We start from the raw sequence: 17,377 nt of genomic DNA on the forward strand, positions 1-17,377 counted from the left end.
TGTCACTGAAGGCTATTTATTTATACATGGTATCTGATTTGTCTCTTTTATTAGATATTTTTAGTCTGATGTTCTTTATTGTTTGAGACGGATTTCTTCATAAATTACATTGTTTGCCCTGCCTAGCTGAAAATTATCCACATTCTGGGAAACTGCTACGGAAGAGCGATAAGAATATAAATAGCGGATCCTGCTTTGAGCCATTATTTCTTTTTCCAGTTGGCGATAAAGTCTGAATCTGCCCGCCTGATCCTGTTGTACGGCGTTGGTCAATAACTGATCCCAAGTGGAGTTAACGAAGGTTTTCTGCCATCGGGAATTAACTTCTTCCTGAAAAAAATCATCCAATTCATTGCTAAAGGCGGAATACTTCCTGGTATAAAAGGCAGCCTGCCCGTCTTTGATCGCTTGACGCAAATCCTTCTGGGAGAGATAATGGATCTTTACTTTCAGTCCCACGGATGCTAAATTCTCCATCATCTTTTTAGCGACAATTTGATCTTCCTCCGTAGAACCACAGTAAAGTGAAATTTCCGGTAAATTAGCTCCTTCCGGATATCCTGCCTGAACCAGACTCTGCATGGCCAGATTTTTGTTATAGGAAATCGGTGCCTGGTCCTGCCCCGCCTGGTCATACCAATAATCTGTCACTGTTCCCTTGATCTCCGCCCCGCCCTTACCCCGGGCAGCCTGGAGAATTTCCCCAGCATTAAGACTGTAAAGCACTGCATCCCGCACTCCCTTATTATTAAAAGGTCTGATCCGGTCATTGATCCCTACATATCTAAATTGACGCAGGGGCTGATCCACCAAGTCCGGCAGCGTCTCTGTCTTTGGCAAAAAAGTCATATCGATGGGGTTAATATCCTGCAAAATATGAATATTCCCCGCTAAAAATTCCAGCAGAGCATCTTTCGTTTTCCCGGCAAAGGAGAATTCCAATCGAAAGATAGATGGTTTTTCCCCAAAATAAGATGCATTCCTCCCCAAGGTCAGACTGCGTCCTCCGATCCATTCAATCAACTGAAAGGGACCTGCTCCGCTGGGCATTAAGGCCGGGTTCTTCATACTGCCTGCTTTGGCATAATGAACTCCCTGCTCCACCAGCTCATAGCGATCCAAAACGGCCCCCGCCGGATGGGTAAGAAGGTTAATGAAATTATTTTGCCTGTGGTTCAATTTTATTTGAAGGATGTATTCATTAAGAGCTGTAATCCCAGAAACCAATGTCCCTCCACCGGATAAAACAGTTTCCGCTCCTTGAATGTTGGCAAACAGATAAGAGGCAGGCGCCCGCAGGCGCAAAACCCTTTCCCAGGAAAACTTAAAATCATCGGCCTTAATTTCCTTCCCGTTATGGAAAAGCACTCCCTTATTTAAATGGAAGGTATAGGTCAAACCATCAGGAGAAACCTCCCAGTCCCGGGCAATGCAGGGTACCGTTTCCCCTTGCTGATTCTCCTTAACTAATCCTTGGAAAATCAGCTTGGCAATCATAATTTCGCTGTCATTTTGTACATAGGCCGGATCAATGGTGGTCACCGGAGTTTTCAGGTATTCAAAAATTACCCCCTTCTCCTGATAGGAGGTGGATTCAGATGATCTCGATGGTTCCGCCTCATTTCCTCTGCTGCAGCCTGTGATTGAAAAAAGCAGGACCATGAATATCAGAAAGAAAAGAATAAAAAAGCTCTTCCTGGTTTGTTTTATTTTTGACTTGATCGTTGTTCTTTCCATATTAGCCTTATCTCTTTTCTGCAGGATTTCTTAACTGCCGCTTTTATCAGAGATCATAATTAAGATTTTTTCCGTAATTTTGTTGGTAATAGCGGCAATATCAATGCTATTGCTATCCCCACGGATCTTTTCCCCTCGATACAACCTTTGATAATGCCGGTAATAAGTGAGGACCGTGCTCACGTAGGTGCGGGTTTCAGCAAAAGGAATTCGGTCCAGCTGACTCAGTTCCCCATTCCAGATCCCTTCTTCCAGCCAACGACTCACATTGCCCTGGCCGGCATTATAAGATGCCAATGTGACAGGTAAATTATCCGGAAAGGTATCTTGCAGCTTGCGCAAATACCAGCATCCCATGCGGATGTTATATTCCGGATCAAATAGCATATCCTGATGGAATTCGATCTCCAATTGCTTGGAAGCCCAGTCCGCCGTATCCGGCATAATCTGCATCAATCCTCTGGCTCCGGTTGGAGAGACTGCGGTAGGAGCATAGCGGCTTTCCTTTCTGATTATCGCTGCCACTAATAATGGATCCACCTGATATTGATCAGCATATTTAAAAACATATTCCCGATATAATATGGGATAAAAAATTCTTTGCACCGGTCCGCTATAAAACACAATGAAAGCTAAACCAGCCAGAATGCCTAAGCTAACAAAAAATTTAACGAACCGCCGAAAAATAAAAGACAATCCTGCCCACTCCCAAATAAAATGTAGTTCCTCTCATAAACCATATCCTTCCTGTCCGGTTATTATGCTATTTACCTTGATTAATCTTTTGCCAGCAATCACCCGCCTGTTTTTTAGTATCCAATAATATTCCCGATGTGTCAATCACTCGATGAGCAAATTTTATTTTTTCTTTAAGAGGCATCTGAGATGATAGCCTTTTTGCAGCCTCACTTCGGGTTAGCCCGTCTCGTTCCATTAAACGCTGCAGCTGCAGCTCCTCCGGCAGAAAAGTGAGCCAAACCTCATCTACCTTCTTCTGCATTTCCGTTTCAATCAACAAAGGAATATCCAAGACTACCACTCCATCAGGTTTCTGAACCTTGAATTCCTCTATTTGCTTATCCATTTCCCGAAAGATTGCGGGATGGGTAATTTGGTCTAATTTTTTCCGGGCAAGGGGATTTTGAAAAATAATGCTGCCTAATTTTTCTCGATTCAGTTCTCCGTCAGGCAAAAGGATGTCTCCACCAAATTCCGCTACAATTTTCTGGTAAGCAGGTTGACCGGGACATACCACTTCCCGGGCAATCTGATCGGCATCGATTACCTTGACACCCAATTCCCTTAAATAAGCGGTTACTGTACTTTTACCGCTGGCAATGCCTCCTGTTAATCCAATGATTTTCAATAATATCACACCTGATCCAAACATTTTATTTAGCTTTAGATGAACGAGTTCACTTTTGGCATTGGGGGCAATAGTAGGCACTGCGGCTTCCGATTTTCATGCGTTCAATGACACCGCCGCAGCGGAGACAGTTGTTCCCCGCTCTTTGATAAACTTTTACATAATTTTGATGGGTACCTTTTGCCCCCAGTCCGTCCACATAATCGCTGAAGCTGGTGCCCCGATGCTCTACCGCTTCCTGCAAGATATCAATAACCGACTGAAACAAGCACTTGATTTCCTCATCACTTAAGGAATCCGCGCTCCTTTCCGGATGAATACAACTCCTGAATAAAATTTCATCGGCATAAATATTACCGATGCCAGCAATAAAACGTTGATCCAAAAGAAGAGACTTGATTTTTGTTTTTCTCCGGTGCAATTGCTCTTGAAAAACTTCCGGGGAAAACTCTCCTCCTAAAGGTTCCGGCCCCAAGGTGCTCAGACCGGAAATCAGAGCAATATCCTGTGCCGGTACCAGCCATATCCGGCCAAAACGCCGGGGATCCGTAAATCTTAATTCCGCCCCATTATCCAGGGAAAAAATTACGTGGGTGTGCTTCAGCAGCGGCATTCCGGCATCGCCATAAACCAACCGGCCGGTCATACGCAGATGAACCACCATTTTCCAATTTGAGGTTAGGTCAAAGATGAGGTATTTACCTCGTCGTCCCACTTGCAGAAAAGTTTGCTCCAAAAGATTTTCTTGGAACGCCGGAACCTCAGGTGCGGCAATCACACTATGATGATTAATGGTAATCTTTTTTATTTGTAAGCCTAATAATCGTTCCTCCAATGATCTGCGCACAGTTTCTACTTCAGGCAGTTCCGGCATGATATCCTCTCCTTGATGATTAATGAAAGAGTTCACTCACTCTACCTGATATTTCTCCATCTGGTACCAGTCAGGGCCTGTCTTTAAGTCTACTTTCAAAGGTACCGATAAGGAAATCGCCTGCTCCATCCGGGATTTAATCCCCTGGGCCAGAGATGATAATTCCTCCGGGAGAACGTCAAAGATCAATTCATCATGGACCTGCAAAATCATCTTTGACCGGTAGCCCTCAGACTGCATAAATTCGGCCACATCAATCATGGCAACCTTGATAATATCTGCCGCGCTTCCCTGAATCGGGGTATTCATGGCCGTGCGTTCCCCAAAGCTGCGCACATTATAATTGGAACTCAAGATATCGGGAAGATAACGCCGCCGCTTCAGCAGTGTCGTTACATAACCTTTATCTTTCGCTTCCGCGACAATCGCTTCCAGATAGGCGGCTACCCCCGGGTAGCGTTTAAAATATTGTTCGATATAATGTTTGGAATCATGCCGGGGAATTCCCAAATCCCGGGATAAACCATAATCACTGATCCCATAAACGATGCCGAAATTAACTGCCTTGGCTCTTCTCCTCATTTCACCATCCACCTGATCCATAGGAACACCAAAAACCTCGGCCGCTGTTCTGGTATGAATATCCTGATCTGCCCGAAAAGCCTCCTGCAGCACCGGATCTTGGGAGATGTGGGCCAATACCCGCAACTCAATCTGGGAATAATCTCCGGCCAGAAGTATATTGTTTTCGGTCTCCGGAACGAAGACCTTGCGAATGCGCCGCCCCAGCTCAATGCGGATGGGAATATTCTGAAGATTAGGTTCGGTGGAGGAAAGACGCCCGGTAGCTGTAACCATCTGATTGAAAGAGGTGTGTAATTTCCCAGTTTCCGGGTTAATTAAAGGCTGCAGCCCATCCACATAGGTGGATTTTAATTTTGCCAGGGTGCGGTATTCCAAGATCTGGGCCACAATCTCATGCCGCTCCGCCAATTGATCCAAAACCTCTGCGCTGGTGGAATAGCCGGTTTTTGTTTTCTTAAGGGGCGGAAGTCCCAGTTTTTCAAAGAGAATTACGCCTAATTGCTTGGGAGAATTAAGATTGAATTCTTCCCCCGCCTGCCGGTAAATCTCTGACCGCACCAGAGTGATGGCGGCTTCCAATTCCTTGGACATCACCTCTAATTGAGCCTTTTCCACTTTAATCCCGGCCAGCTCCATCTGAGCCAGGATTTTCTCCAAGGGAAGCTCCACCTGGCGGTAGAGATCTTCCATCTCCTGCTCTTTAAGCTTCCTTTCCAGAAGATCCGACAATTGCCAGAGGATCTGCACCCTGATGCCGTAATCCTCTTCCGCCTGTTCCTTGGCCAGCAAAGGTATCTGCAAATATTCCAAGGCCAGAGCTTCCAAGCTGTAATGAGCTGACGACCCGGGATCCAATAAATAAGCTCCTAACATCACATCGGAGAATTCTCCTGAAAAAGAAACCCCATGCCGGGCCAGCATTACCAGGAGTTCCTTCCCGTTATACACAATCTTTTTCTCTGGTGCTCCGGAAAAAACAGTCTGGAGAATTTGCCTTTTCTCTTCCTCTTCCTTGTCGGCGAGGAAAATCACATAAGATTCTTCCCCGGAAAAGGCCAACGCCAGGGCCACGATATCTCCTTGAAAATAATTCCCCTGGTGCAGGGTATAAATGGCTAGCTTCTTCCCGGTACCGGATGAAGAAATAATATTGGATAGGGATGTTCTGTCCTCCAGGACCGTAACGCGAGGAACAACCTCCCTCTTCTCCCCAGACATCACAGGTTTTTCTAGTTCTCCAGCCATGCGGTCCAGCACACCCGGCACCAGACTTTTAAATTCTAATTCCCGATAGACCTTTAAAAGTTCCTCATAATTAGGAGCACTGGACTTATAACGTGATAAGTCAATTTCCAAGGGTAGATCGGTCCGAATGGTGGCCAGATCCTTCGACAGATCCGCCAGCTGCCGGTTTTCGGCCAGTTTGCTTCTTAATTTGGGGGTCAGTTCCTCTAAATTTTCATAGATACCTTCCACAGTTTGATACTGGTGCAATAATTTTAATGCCGTCTTCTCACCTACCCCAGGTACGCCGGGGATATTGTCGGAAGAATCCCCCATCAGGCCTTTTAAATCAATGATTTGATAGGGCTTTAAAGCGTACTTGTCGAAAATTGCCTGCTCGTCAAAGGGCTCCAGCTCGGAAATCCCCTTTCTGATTAATAAAACCGTTGAATGATTAGATACCAATTGCAGAGCATCCTTATCTCCGGTTAAAATCAGATTGGTAAAGCCTGCCTCTTCTCCCCTTTTTACCATGGCGCCAATGATGTCATCCGCCTCATATCCATCCAGTTCTTCATAGACCACATTAAGGGCGTTAATGATTTGCCGCACCAAAGCAAACTGAGTGGCAAGCTCCGCCGGCGTTGGTTTGCGTTGCCCCTTATAGTCCTTAAACTGCTCCGTACGAAAGGTTTTTTTATCCTTATCAAAACACACAACAACATAATCCGGTTTTTCTTCGTCAAGGATTTTAGTAAACATGGTGGTGAAGCCATAAGCCCCATTGGTAAACTGACCTTGGGCATTAGAAAGCAGGGGCAGAGCGTAAAAAGCCCGGTGAATCAAACTGTTTCCGTCTACAATCAAGAACTTTTTCATCAATATTTTCCTCCATCCTGCTAACTGTCCCCCGGCATTATGAGCCCTTTTCCGTCTTTGATCCGCACCTGGGTCCCCAATTGTTCCGAAAGATAAGCGGTACGCTTCATAATCCCCGCTCCTTTTTCCCCTTCTGCCACTTCCGGCTGTCCCTGGTTAATATAGATAGGGAAAACCTCTGCTTGTCGGAGAGCAGCTTCTTGCATTTTCAAATGTAACAGCAAGCCTTCTTGGGTTCTGGCATTCTGATTTTGATCAAAGACAAAGTTCCCCAGAGAATAAGCAATCAATCCTCCCTGATACCACTCCAACCCTTGGATTGTATGGGGATGATGTCCTAAAATCACATTTGCCCCGGCATCGATCAGTTGATGGGCGATTTCCCTTTGTTCGTTCTTAGGATGATCCTGATACTCCCCACCCCAATGGAGGGAGATAATCACAATATCGGCCTTTTCCTTTGCTTTTTGAATATCCTTTTTGATTTCTTCCATGATCAGAGGTGCGATCCCCGGAATACCTTGCCCCCCTTTAGTTTTGGATATCTGCTGATGAAGCTCCGTTATATCCTCGATCTTACAATAAGCCAAAAAAGCAATGCTCATCCCTTTTTCATTAATTATGACCGGTTGGCGGGCTTCATCCGTATTCTTCCCCCCACCCACGGTACTGATACCGGAGCCATGCAAAAGAGTCATGGTCTGGGACAACGCCCGAATACCATAATCCAAAGCATGATTATTGGCCAGACTGACCACGTCAAAACCCGCCTGGGATAAGGCTTGGGCATATTCCGGTTGTCCCCGGAACAAAATCTCCTTCTCCGGAGAGGGGTTCCCTTGGTTGAAGAGTGGAGTTTCCAAATTGGCAAAGGCAATATCCGCCTGTCCCAGAAGAGGTGCCGTCTTTAAGAAAGGATATCCCATCCCTTTTGTGCGCATCACATCATCAATTTTCCGCCCCAGCATCACATCACCCACAGCTACAAGAGATAACGCTTCCTGCTCCACTTTTATTGCTATCTGAGCTTTCTCCCCCGTCTTCTCTTGATCTGTTCCAGCCATGATGAGAGCAGTTTGATCCATAACACTTTGCCCCATCTTCCCGTCTTCTTTCAGCAGCGCATAAACCCCCGATACAATAAAAAAACCACAAAACAAAAGGGCCAGAAATAATAATCGCCGGTGCTTGGTCCATTCCCTACTGGCCATTAATTTCCTCCCTCCCTAAGGACGCGACTCGTATCCGATGAGGGGTTTTCCCCGCCTCTTACTATCCGTTCTTTTAAATATTTCCTGGCACGATTCAGTCTGGATTTCACCGTGCCCAAAGTAATGTCCAATTCCTGGGCTATTTCTTCGTAACTTAATCCTAACATTTCCCGAAGGATAATCACCATACGATACTCCGGATTAAGGGTATTGATCAGTCCCTGAATGTATTCTGCCGATTCTTTGCGCTCATAAGCATCTTCAGGGTTAAAGGTATCATCTGCTACTTCCTTATGCACCTCACCATCATAGAGAGATACAGGTTCATCCAGATAGGAGACCTGGTGACGGCTGCGTTTTCTAAGTTCGTCCCGGCAGACATTGGTTACAATATGATAAACCCAGGTACTGAAAGATGAATCATACCGGAAACTTCCGATGGATTTATAAACTTTTATCAAGGCTTCCTGAGCCAAATCACCCGCATCATGATGATTGCCCATCAAACGATAGGCAATATTGTATGTTTTTTGCTGGTGCTGAGATATTAACTCCTCAAAAGCGGCAATATCCCCTTGCTGGCTCCGGCGCACTAATTCTTCAACCGTAGACATTTTTCCAAATTCTCCATTCATTGATTTCCATAGGGATTGCATCAGAGAATTCAATATTTCAACAAAAAAAACTGAATTTCTTGCATTTTTTCCTGCTAGCAAATAAAATGTATAATATCATTATAATTATAACAGACCGAATCAATTAATTGGCAAAAAAGAAAAAATATTGTCCGACCAAAAAATAGCAGAAGCTCTCTAAAAACACAAGTTTAAGCATCATAATTTTGTAAAAGAATTCATACCATAAGAAAAAATAGGCGGCTTATAAATTTATTCGGCAATCATTTATTTTTCTGGGGGGTGATGAAGATAGGAATATCTTATCAGGATATCTTATTACGTCTTCTGGTGGCCACCATCGTGGGTATCATTTTAGGTATTGAACGCAGCATAAAGCACAAAACAGCCGGTCTTAGAACCCATACCCTGGTCTGCATATCCACCACATCTATTGCCATTATTTCTGCTTATGGATTTGAAGAATTTCGCGGTGTGACGACCATGGATCCGGCCCGTTTAATTGTAGGGATTATCACCGGAATCGGTTTTTTGGGTGCCGGAATCATCTGGCGGGAACCTTTAGGGGGCGTCCAAGGGGTTACAACTGCGGCAAATATCTGGGCCACGGCCGGATTAGGGATTGGTGTTGGCTTGGGACACTTCTTTTTAGTCTTTGCCACCGTAGCCTTCATCTTTGTGGCTCTGCATATCTCAAATGTATTTGAAAAACTTAATTTTGTAAAAAAAACGCCCCCCAATTGTGAATCTGAATCAGAGCATCCTGTGCATCATCAAGAGGAAAGCTAACCCCAATCATAATGATTTGATGAAAAAAAGCGCCTGAGAACAGGTGCTTTTTTAATGATTTGCTGATTATTCTGCTTTGGAAACAACTTCTTTTCCTTTATAATAGCCACATTCCGGACAAACGTGGTGTGGTGATTTAAAGGCATGACATTGCGGACACTCAGATAAAGAAGGCGCACTGATCTTTTGCGTTGCCCGACGCATTCTTTTATTCGCCTTCGATGTTTTCCCCTTTGGTACTCCCACTGCTAACACCCCCTTCAGTAAAACTCTGACTTGCAAACTTTTCCAATACCGCGAAACGAGGATCGATCGTTTCTTTAACACATTGGCATTTTTTTAAATTTAAATTAATCCCGCATTCCGGGCAAAGACCTTGACAATCTTCTTTGCACATTACCTTCATCGGCAATTCCAACATAATTGCCCGGGAAATATGAGGTGTAATATCCAGTTCATCACCTTCGTAAAGAAATATTTCATCTTCATCTTCATCAGCGATTATATGGTTGGCGAAAATTTCTTTTAAAGGAGCATGAATCGGAATGCTTGTGGGTTCCATACAACGGCTGCATAATAATTCGACGGCAGTATGTATTGCTCCTTCGATCAAGAGCCTGTCACCCAGGTTTTCTACCTGCCCGGAAAATTTCAAAGGAGCAGTCAGCTTAATAATATCCCCGCCTTCTACAATAAGTTGAGGCAGAGATTCCTCATATTCCAGAGAATCATTTTTCCCAAAAACATTTTTGATCTTACCGACATTAATTTTCATCTCAACCGCACTCCATTTTGAGCTTCAGGTAAACCCATTGCTTATTATATAAATCTCAGGACAGAATGTCAAGAAAAAAGCATCTTATCATGACAAACCAGTCTTATTTTACCAAAGTAGCTGTATCCCGGGCGATCATCAATTCTTCATTGGTGGGAATGACAAATACCTTGACTTTTGAACCCGGCCGGCTGATTTCCCTTTCTTCCCCACGGAATTTGTTCTTCTCTTTATCAATAAACAAGCACAGGAATTCCAGCTTGTCACATACTGCTTCCCGCATTTGAGGTGAATTTTCACCGATCCCGGCGGTAAAGACCAGAACATCAATCCCGTTGATCTCAGCCACAAATGCACCGATAAAACGAACGATTTTTTGATAAAACATATCAATCGCCAGCTGGGCATGATAATTACCCTCTGAAGCTGCCTCTTCCACATTTCTTAAATCGCTGCTTACCCCGGAAACACCCAGGAAGCCGCTTTTCTTGTTCAATAATTCGTCTACTTCTTTAATGGTCAAGTTTTCTTTTTCCATGATAAAGCTGATAATTGCCGGATCCACATTACCGGATCTGGTTCCCATCATTAATCCTTCCAAGGGGGTGAAACCCATGGTGGTATCCATTACCTTTCCTTTATCAATAGCAGCAATGCTGGAACCATTGCCCAAATGACAGGTAATCATTTTCAGATCTTCCAGGGGTTCACCCAAAATTTCTGCCGCGCGATGGGAAACATAGCGGTGGGAGGTACCATGGAAACCATATCTCCTGATGCCGTACTTTTCAAAATATTCATAAGGCAGTCCATAAATATAAGAAACTTCCGGCATACTCTGATGAAAGGCCGTATCAAAAACAGCCACCTGAGGTACATTAGGCAAAATACTTCGGCAAGCTTTAATGCCGGCGATGCCCGGAGGGTTATGTAAAGGAGCTAAAGGTATTAACTTTTCTATTTCAGCAACCACTTCATCATTAATAATAGTGGTCTCCGTAAAGACAGAACCGCCATGCACTATCCGATGACCAACAGCACCGATCTCATCCATAGAAGAAATCACGCCATAATCCGGGTTAGTCAAAGCATCCAAAACCAATTGAATCGCTGTTGTATGATCTGGAATATCAGTGTTGATCACTTGTTTTTCTTTGTTCGCCGGGCGATGGGTGAGCAATGAGCCCTCTAAACCAATTCTTTCCACCAGACCTTTAGCCAAAACCGATTCATCAGTCATATCAAATAATTGGTACTTTAAAGAAGAGCTCCCCGAATTCAATACTAAAATTTTCATTACATTGACCTCCTGCAATATCATATTATTATGATCTTAATAACTGTAATTTATTTATTTAACCTATTATAAATGATTTTTTTCACAAATTAAACCCATTTCTTTTTATTTAGTGTTCAAGATATTGTGTTCATCATTTCTTTACCTGGTCTAAAGTGATCCTTAAGAAGAATATATTTAGTAATATGAGCTTTCCGAATCAGGTGATCTGTCATGAAAATGCTTTTGCCATTAACCACAATACTTCTATGCATCTCCATGCTCATCTTCCCGAAAGAAACCCTGGCAGCAGCCACCATGGGGTTGGAAACCTGGTGGACCATTGTCTTACCTGCCTTACTGCCTTTTTTTATTATGGCAGAGCTTTTCTTAGGGTTGGGCGTTGTGCATTTTATCAGTATCCTCCTGGAACCTATAATGCGCCCTATTTTTAATCTGCCAGGCTCTGCTGCCTTTGTTGTGGCCTTAGGCTATTCCTCCGGTTTTCCCGTGGGCGCATCTTTGACTACCAAGCTTCGCAATCAGCACCTATGTACCCGAATTGAAGGGGAACGCTTGATATCTTTTACCAATAACGCCAGCCCCCTTTTTATTTTTGTCGCAGTATCTGTAGGAATTTTTCAAAATCCGGCATTAGGACTGCTCCTTGCCACCGCCCATTATCTCTCCAATTTATGCCTGGGCTTTCTGCTGAGATTCTACGGTGCCGATGATCCGGAGAAGATCCCTGGAAAAATCAATTATGATCATCTGATCAGTAAAAGTTTCCAAGCTATGTTTGAAGCCCAAAAAAAGGATGGCCGCTCTTTAGGTAAACTCCTATCGGATGCCATCAGCAAATCCATTCAAAGTTTGTTAACTATCGGCGGATTCATTGTCCTCTTTGCCGTGATTATAGCTGTTTTGGGAACTTCAGGCATCCGTCAGTATTTGGAAATAATTCTGGCTTTGATTTTTTCTCCTTTACATTTTCCTGACCCCTTAATTACGGCCCTTTCCGGAGGTCTCTTCGAAATGACCCTGGGCGTAAAAATGGTCGGAGAATGCAGTGCCGCCCTCCCCCTGCAAATCATTGCCGTGAGCATGATTATGGGATGGGGGGGCCTCAGCATTCAGGCCCAAGTCATGGGTATCATCAGCGACTCGGACCTGCGTTTTTTCCCTTTTTTTCTCACCCGGATTGCTCATATGCTACTAGCAGGATTATTTACCTATGTATTAATCCAAAGCCAGGTTATGGGTGTGGTAAATATGATGTTTGTTCCTAAGATTCCCCACCATCCGCTCTTATATGTCCTCATTCCCTGGGGACTTTGTTTGGCTTCACCTTTATGGTCCATAATGGTTGCTTTCTTTTGGATTTTAGTTTTTAATATCAGAGATAGGTTAAAAAAGTTTAAATTTTAGTGTTGGCGTTAATATTGGTATTGACATTAGGACGGGGCTGTTGTCCCTGGAGTTCCTCCCGGCCTTTTTTCACGGTATAAAGAGCTTTTTCGATATTAAGCTCTAATTGATGCAAAACATCATTGGCATAGACCTTCGCCCCCTGTTTGATTTCGGCAGAGGTTTTTCGTGCCTGCTGCAGCAGCTCTTCCGCTTCCGTCTGAACCTGACGCATGATTTGATCCTCAGAGAGAATTTTCTTGGCCTGGCTTTCCGCTTCTTCCAACACCCGGGAAGCCCGGCTTTGCGCCTCCTGCATCATCTTTTCTTTTTCCAAGTTCACATACTTGGCCTGTTTTATTTCCTCCGGCAAGGAAGTTCTGATGCGGTCCATACATTCCAAAAGAGTTTCAGCATCAATAATCACCTTACCCACTAATGGTATCCGTGACCCTGAATCAATAATATTCTCCATTTCATCCAAAAGTTTTACTACATCCATGAAAAATCCTCCTAACGAAATTGGTAATATAAAACTGCGGTATCGCCATAAACCGATTCTTTCACTAAAACAAGTTCTTCCTCCTGGGGTAGTTCTTTTTCCTTGCTGCCGGTTTCAATGATTATCACCCCATGCTCACTTAATAATCCGTATTTAATTATTAAGGAAACGGCTTGCAGCACAAATCCTTGATGATAAGGCGGATCAAGAAAAATCAGATCATACCTTTCCTTCAACCGTGCTAACAGAAAAGCAAAATCCCCCTGGAGAACCTGGGCCTTTGGGCTTAAGCCTGTATGCACCAGATTATTTTGCACAATCGAAGCAGCTTCCCTGTTTTTTTCAATAAAGTGGGCCAGCGTCGCACCTCTGCTTAGAGCTTCGATCCCCAAACCTCCCGTTCCGGCAAAAACATCAAGGACGGCACTGCCCGGAATTTTGGCTGATAAGACATTGAAAATAGCCTCCTTGACGCGGTCGGTCGTTGGTCTGGTGGCAAAACCTTTCGGAGCCTTCAATCTGCGTCCTTTTGCTTCCCCGGAAATTACCCGCAAATCAATTCACCCCTTTACCAACAAATTATAACATATTGTTCTTCAAATCACGATGTTTTTACACCAAGTTGTCTCATCTATTTATTTTCGACAAGATTCACAAATTCTTGTCCTTAATTTTTAATATTTTCCGGTATATTTTTACCGGCAAAGGTACAAAATACTTATCAGAAACCACTCAAAGGAGAGCTGCAGGTTATTAATTTTTGATAACCATCCCCCATAAGCTCTACCTTGGTTTCTCCTCTCCCAGGTTGTGAAAGCAACCACTATCCGCAGAGCATAGGAGCTTCTGCGGAATTTTTTTTGAAATCCGGATCTGAAAAGGAAACAGGCACGATCGAAGGAATCCGATCGTGCCTGTTTTGACCCTATGCCAATATTTTCTTTTTTAGCAACATCTGTTATTGTTGTTTAACACACATGTACATAAAAACTGCAATACGATCAGAATAATGATTAAATCAACTATGTCGTCGAACATTCCGTTACAACCACCGTTAAATCCTGTCAATCCGCCTAAAATACCCATGAAATTACCTCCTTTTAATTTTTTCCCCTTTAATCATTCACAAAGCTGCAAAAAAACTGCATGACAATCAAAACAATGATCAAATCAAAAATCCCTTCAAAACCAAAACCATTGCCATTGCAATTTCCATTCCTGCCCATATACATGCTCCTTTCCCTTTGTTATACAATACATGTTATGCTTGTCTGGACCGATTTGACACAAAATCACATAATAAAACGGACCAAAATTTTTCCTTTTGGTCCGTTTCCCAATGTAACTGCTTTTAATTCAACTGCAATTTAGCTTGGATGTGCTGAAAGGTAAGGATTTCCCTGCTCCAACTGGGGAGGTATGAAATTGATTTCATTAATGCGACTTTTGTCCGGCATGAAATCCTCACTCATATCGGATCTCTTTTCGATCAATTTTTGCAGGATGTCAAAAACATGCTGAAAATTTTCATAAAACAAAACAATCAAATCTCCCGGAAGAGCCTCTTCGACAGCGATTTGTAATGATTCTGTCTCGGAAGGCACCACGCTGATCTCTCCTTCATCTCCCCCGCCCTCCATGATTCCCTGATACAAAAGATGGGCCACCTCGCCAGGCGCTCTTTGGCGCAGATCCCGGTCTTCTCTGATATAGATTTTTGAAAATACTCGGCCTGCAATCTTTCCTGCTTCAATAATATTTTCATCCATTCTGTCACCGGGCATGCCGATAATGCCCACTGCCCTTTCGGTACCAATATATGGGATTAATTGCCCGACAGCTTCATAAGCGGAGATGTTATGTCCATAATCCAACATCACTTTACAATCACCCAGATCAAAAAGATTAAATCGTCCCGGATTGGTGTTCACATCCGGGTGAAAGGACCTGAGTCCCATGGCAATGATGTGCTCGGATATATTTAGAGCGTAGAGGGCGGAAACAGCTGCCAGGGCATTTTCAATGTTGCATTTGGAGCTTCCTCCAAAGGTAATGGGAATTTCCGGCACAGAAATAAGAGGTATCTTTTTTCCATCCTGATCAAGAACGATCATCTGATCCATAACCATTACAGCCTGGCCGCCTTTTTGCACATGGTTTTTGATCAGATCATTATCATGATTTTGGGAAAAGTAAATAATCTTACCGTGAATTCGTTTCGCAAAATAAGGGGTCATAGGATCATCTGCATTCAAGACAGCACAGCCTCCGGGTTTAATGGCTTCAATGACCAGAGACTTGGCAAAGGCCAGATCTTCCAGGGTATCAATGCCGTCTTGCCCCCGATGATCATCACTCACATTAATAATGACACCCACATCAGCCAAATCATAGCCTAGCCCTCGCCGCACAATGCCGCCACGGGCAGTTTCCAGCACCGCCGCTTCCACCTCCCGGTTGGAGAGCACTAGTTGAGCGCTCATAGGTCCGGTATTGTCCCCCATGGAGATACATTTTCCTCCGATATAAGTGCCTTGAGTACAGGTCATCCCCACCCTTTTGCCCGTTAAGGATAAAACATGTTTTAATAAACGGGTGACTGTGGTTTTCCCGTTGGTACCGGTGACTGAGATGATGGGAATGGTTACGTCCTCACCCTGGGGATACAGGAAGTCAATGATCTCCTGACCCACATCCCGGGAGGACCCGAAAGTAGGAAAAAGGTGCATTCTTAAGCCCGGCCCGGCATTTACCTCCACAATCGCACCCTTTCCTTCTTGAAGGGGCCGGGCAATATCAGCCATCACAAAATCAATGCCGGCAATCTCTAGACCAATAATTTTTGCTGCCCGCACTGCGATTTCCTGATTGACCGGATGAACTTCTGCCGTACAATCCCGGGCAGTTCCCCCGGTGCTGATGTTGCCGTTTTCTCTTAAAGCAATTACTTCCGACTTTCCGGGAATATCATTTTCGGAAAGTCCATTTTTATGCAAAAAATGTTTGGCGACATGATCCAATTTAATTTTTGTCAAGGGTTTTTCATGACCTACTCCTCTTTGCACATTGCGGTTTTCCCTATGCACCAATTCTTTAATGGAATGGATTCCATCCCCCGTCACAAAAGGAGGCTTTCTTTCTGATGCTGCCACAACCCGGTCACCCACCACCAAAACCCGGAAATCATTCCCGGAAATAAACCGTTCTACGATTAAGGCCGTGCTGTATTTCGCTGCAGCACGATAAGCGCTTCTCAGCTGATTTTCATCACGAATATTCAGGCTCACTCCCCGACCTTGATTCCCGTCAAAAGGTTTGAGCGCTAAAGGATATCCTAAAGCCTTTCCTGTTGCAAGAGCTTCTTCCTCATCATAGACAATCCTTCCTTCCGGCACGGGAATACCATAAGCGCCCAGCATTTGCTTTGTCAAATCCTTGTTTTTTGCAATATCAGTAGCCAGACAGCTGGTTCCGTCAGGAAGGGAAGCTTGAATCAAGCGCATTTTATTGCCATAGCTTAATTGCAGCAAGCTTTCATGACCCAGCCGCCGGACAGGAATTTTTCTTTTTTCTGCTGCCTGATAAATGGCTTTGGTGCTTGGCCCCAGGGCGGTTTCTGCGGCCAGCCTTTTAATCTTTTCCAGCTGTGCCTTAGTAGAGACGGATTCATTATGAGCCAGGCAGGAGATAATTTCAACAGCTGCATAGCCGCAAGCTAACCCGATTTCTTCATCCATATATTCATAAATGATATGATACAAAGAGGGGTTTTCTGCCCATCTCGTTTTGCCGAAATAAACATCAAAACCAGCCATGGATTGTAATTCAAGGGTTAAATGCTCCGCCACATGGCAGACATAGGTTCCTTCCTTTAACCGGGTGACAAAACCGCCTTCATAGCCAAGAGAGCAATAATGTTTTTTCAGCCCGGGAAAATTGCTCAGCAATTGCTCATTAAATCCTGACAGATCTTTTGTCGGAATATCTGATAATGCTCCTGCATCTACCAAAAGCTTGATTACCGGCTTATGGCAATAGATATTTCGTCCCCGGTAGATATGCTGTTCTTTAATGTCCAATCTAAAGTCCTCCTATTAGCTTCTATTGCTGCCCATGG

The 17,377-nt window shown here is 44.0% G+C and carries 15 protein-coding genes; 2 read left to right on the forward strand and 13 right to left on the reverse strand.

Features of this window, described 5'->3' with window-relative positions:
* Nucleotides 1-75: 75 nt before the first annotated feature.
* The 7 genes from CEQ75_RS14345 to CEQ75_RS14375 all read right to left on the reverse strand — a co-directional run bounded on the left by CEQ75_RS14345 (nucleotide 76) and on the right by CEQ75_RS14375 (nucleotide 8,490).
* A complete protein-coding gene (locus CEQ75_RS14345) occupies nucleotides 76-1,737 on the reverse strand; it encodes an ABC transporter substrate-binding protein (RefSeq protein ID WP_089611748.1) in 1,662 nt (553 codons plus the stop codon).
* A gap of 30 nt (nucleotides 1,738-1,767) precedes the next feature.
* On the reverse strand, nucleotides 1,768-2,433 hold the full coding sequence (locus tag CEQ75_RS14350) for a lytic transglycosylase domain-containing protein (RefSeq protein ID WP_089611750.1): 666 nt from the start codon (nucleotides 2,431-2,433) through the stop codon (nucleotides 1,768-1,770).
* A gap of 67 nt (nucleotides 2,434-2,500) precedes the next feature.
* On the reverse strand, nucleotides 2,501-3,103 hold the full coding sequence (coaE, locus tag CEQ75_RS14355; RefSeq protein WP_276327711.1) for a dephospho-CoA kinase: 603 nt from the start codon (nucleotides 3,101-3,103) through the stop codon (nucleotides 2,501-2,503).
* Between the two features lie 49 nt (nucleotides 3,104-3,152).
* Entirely contained in the window at nucleotides 3,153-3,977 is an 825-nt protein-coding gene (gene mutM, locus CEQ75_RS14360) for a DNA-formamidopyrimidine glycosylase (RefSeq protein ID WP_089611752.1), read from the reverse strand.
* 36 nt (nucleotides 3,978-4,013) lie between these two features.
* A complete protein-coding gene (polA, locus tag CEQ75_RS14365) occupies nucleotides 4,014-6,665 on the reverse strand; it encodes a DNA polymerase I (protein WP_089611754.1) in 2,652 nt (883 codons plus the stop codon).
* A 20-nt stretch (nucleotides 6,666-6,685) separates the two neighbouring features.
* Nucleotides 6,686-7,876: a CapA family protein gene (locus tag CEQ75_RS14370; protein WP_089611756.1), complete on the reverse strand. Its 1,191-nt coding sequence runs from the start codon at nucleotides 7,874-7,876 to the stop codon at nucleotides 6,686-6,688.
* Complete coding sequence (locus CEQ75_RS14375) at nucleotides 7,876-8,490, reverse strand: RNA polymerase sigma factor (RefSeq protein ID WP_089611757.1); 615 nt, start codon at nucleotides 8,488-8,490, stop codon at nucleotides 7,876-7,878. Before CEQ75_RS14375 ends, CEQ75_RS14370 begins: the two co-directional genes overlap by 1 nt.
* 306 nt (nucleotides 8,491-8,796) lie before the next feature.
* Here CEQ75_RS14375 and CEQ75_RS14380 point away from each other — a divergent pair, with 306 nt between their 5' ends.
* Nucleotides 8,797-9,300 carry an MgtC/SapB family protein gene (locus CEQ75_RS14380; protein ID WP_089611759.1) on the forward strand — a complete coding sequence of 168 codons (504 nt, stop codon included), beginning with the start codon at nucleotides 8,797-8,799 and terminating at the stop codon, nucleotides 9,298-9,300.
* Between the two features lie 66 nt (nucleotides 9,301-9,366).
* Here CEQ75_RS14380 and rpmF read toward each other — a convergent pair whose 3' ends face one another.
* The 3 genes from rpmF to CEQ75_RS14395 form a co-directional block, all read right to left on the reverse strand.
* On the reverse strand, nucleotides 9,367-9,504 hold the full coding sequence (rpmF, locus tag CEQ75_RS14385) for a 50S ribosomal protein L32 (RefSeq protein WP_276538637.1): 138 nt from the start codon (nucleotides 9,502-9,504) through the stop codon (nucleotides 9,367-9,369).
* A gap of 4 nt (nucleotides 9,505-9,508) precedes the next feature.
* On the reverse strand, nucleotides 9,509-10,075 hold the full coding sequence (locus CEQ75_RS14390; RefSeq protein ID WP_089611763.1) for a YceD family protein: 567 nt from the start codon (nucleotides 10,073-10,075) through the stop codon (nucleotides 9,509-9,511).
* Nucleotides 10,076-10,178: 103 nt separating this feature from the next.
* Nucleotides 10,179-11,372: an acetate/propionate family kinase gene (locus tag CEQ75_RS14395; RefSeq protein WP_089611765.1), complete on the reverse strand. Its 1,194-nt coding sequence runs from the start codon at nucleotides 11,370-11,372 to the stop codon at nucleotides 10,179-10,181.
* A 213-nt stretch (nucleotides 11,373-11,585) separates the two neighbouring features.
* Here CEQ75_RS14395 and ylbJ point away from each other — a divergent pair, with 213 nt between their 5' ends.
* Nucleotides 11,586-12,779, forward strand: coding sequence for a sporulation integral membrane protein YlbJ (gene ylbJ / locus CEQ75_RS14400; protein WP_089611767.1), 1,194 nt, complete (start codon nucleotides 11,586-11,588; stop codon nucleotides 12,777-12,779).
* On the opposite strand, the gene CEQ75_RS14405 is transcribed toward ylbJ, so the two are convergent.
* The 3 genes from CEQ75_RS14405 to cphA form a co-directional block, all read right to left on the reverse strand.
* Nucleotides 12,769-13,260, reverse strand: coding sequence for a V-type ATP synthase subunit E family protein (locus CEQ75_RS14405; RefSeq protein ID WP_089611769.1), 492 nt, complete (start codon nucleotides 13,258-13,260; stop codon nucleotides 12,769-12,771). The two genes, ylbJ and CEQ75_RS14405, sit on opposite strands and share 11 nt — an antisense overlap.
* An 11-nt stretch (nucleotides 13,261-13,271) precedes the next feature.
* Nucleotides 13,272-13,814, reverse strand: a complete 543-nt coding sequence (gene rsmD / locus CEQ75_RS14410) for a 16S rRNA (guanine(966)-N(2))-methyltransferase RsmD (protein ID WP_089611772.1) — start codon at nucleotides 13,812-13,814, stop codon at nucleotides 13,272-13,274.
* An 813-nt stretch (nucleotides 13,815-14,627) separates the two neighbouring features.
* Nucleotides 14,628-17,339 carry a cyanophycin synthetase gene (gene cphA / locus CEQ75_RS14415; RefSeq protein ID WP_089611774.1) on the reverse strand — a complete coding sequence of 904 codons (2,712 nt, stop codon included), beginning with the start codon at nucleotides 17,337-17,339 and terminating at the stop codon, nucleotides 14,628-14,630.
* Between the last annotated feature and the right edge of the window lie 38 nt (nucleotides 17,340-17,377).

Source organism: Dehalobacterium formicoaceticum (genome assembly GCF_002224645.1).
Classification (GTDB): Bacteria; Bacillota; Dehalobacteriia; order Dehalobacteriales; family Dehalobacteriaceae; genus Dehalobacterium; species Dehalobacterium formicoaceticum.

Coding starts and splice junctions, on each gene's coding strand:
- CEQ75_RS14345 (WP_089611748.1), bottom strand. CDS start 1,737: ATGGAAAGAACAACGATCAAGTCAAAAATAAAACAAACCAGGAAGAGC.
- mutM (WP_089611752.1), bottom strand. CDS start 3,977: ATGCCGGAACTGCCTGAAGTAGAAACTGTGCGCAGATCATTGGAGGAA.
- polA (WP_089611754.1), bottom strand. CDS start 6,665: ATGAAAAAGTTCTTGATTGTAGACGGAAACAGTTTGATTCACCGGGCT.
- CEQ75_RS14370 (WP_089611756.1), bottom strand. CDS start 7,876: ATGGCCAGTAGGGAATGGACCAAGCACCGGCGATTATTATTTCTGGCC.
- CEQ75_RS14375 (WP_089611757.1), bottom strand. CDS start 8,490: ATGTCTACGGTTGAAGAATTAGTGCGCCGGAGCCAGCAAGGGGATATT.
- CEQ75_RS14380 (WP_089611759.1), top strand. CDS start 8,797: ATGAAGATAGGAATATCTTATCAGGATATCTTATTACGTCTTCTGGTG.
- rpmF (WP_276538637.1), bottom strand. CDS start 9,504: ATGCGTCGGGCAACGCAAAAGATCAGTGCGCCTTCTTTATCTGAGTGT.
- CEQ75_RS14390 (WP_089611763.1), bottom strand. CDS start 10,075: ATGAAAATTAATGTCGGTAAGATCAAAAATGTTTTTGGGAAAAATGAT.
- CEQ75_RS14395 (WP_089611765.1), bottom strand. CDS start 11,372: ATGAAAATTTTAGTATTGAATTCGGGGAGCTCTTCTTTAAAGTACCAA.
- ylbJ (WP_089611767.1), top strand. CDS start 11,586: ATGAAAATGCTTTTGCCATTAACCACAATACTTCTATGCATCTCCATG.
- CEQ75_RS14405 (WP_089611769.1), bottom strand. CDS start 13,260: ATGGATGTAGTAAAACTTTTGGATGAAATGGAGAATATTATTGATTCA.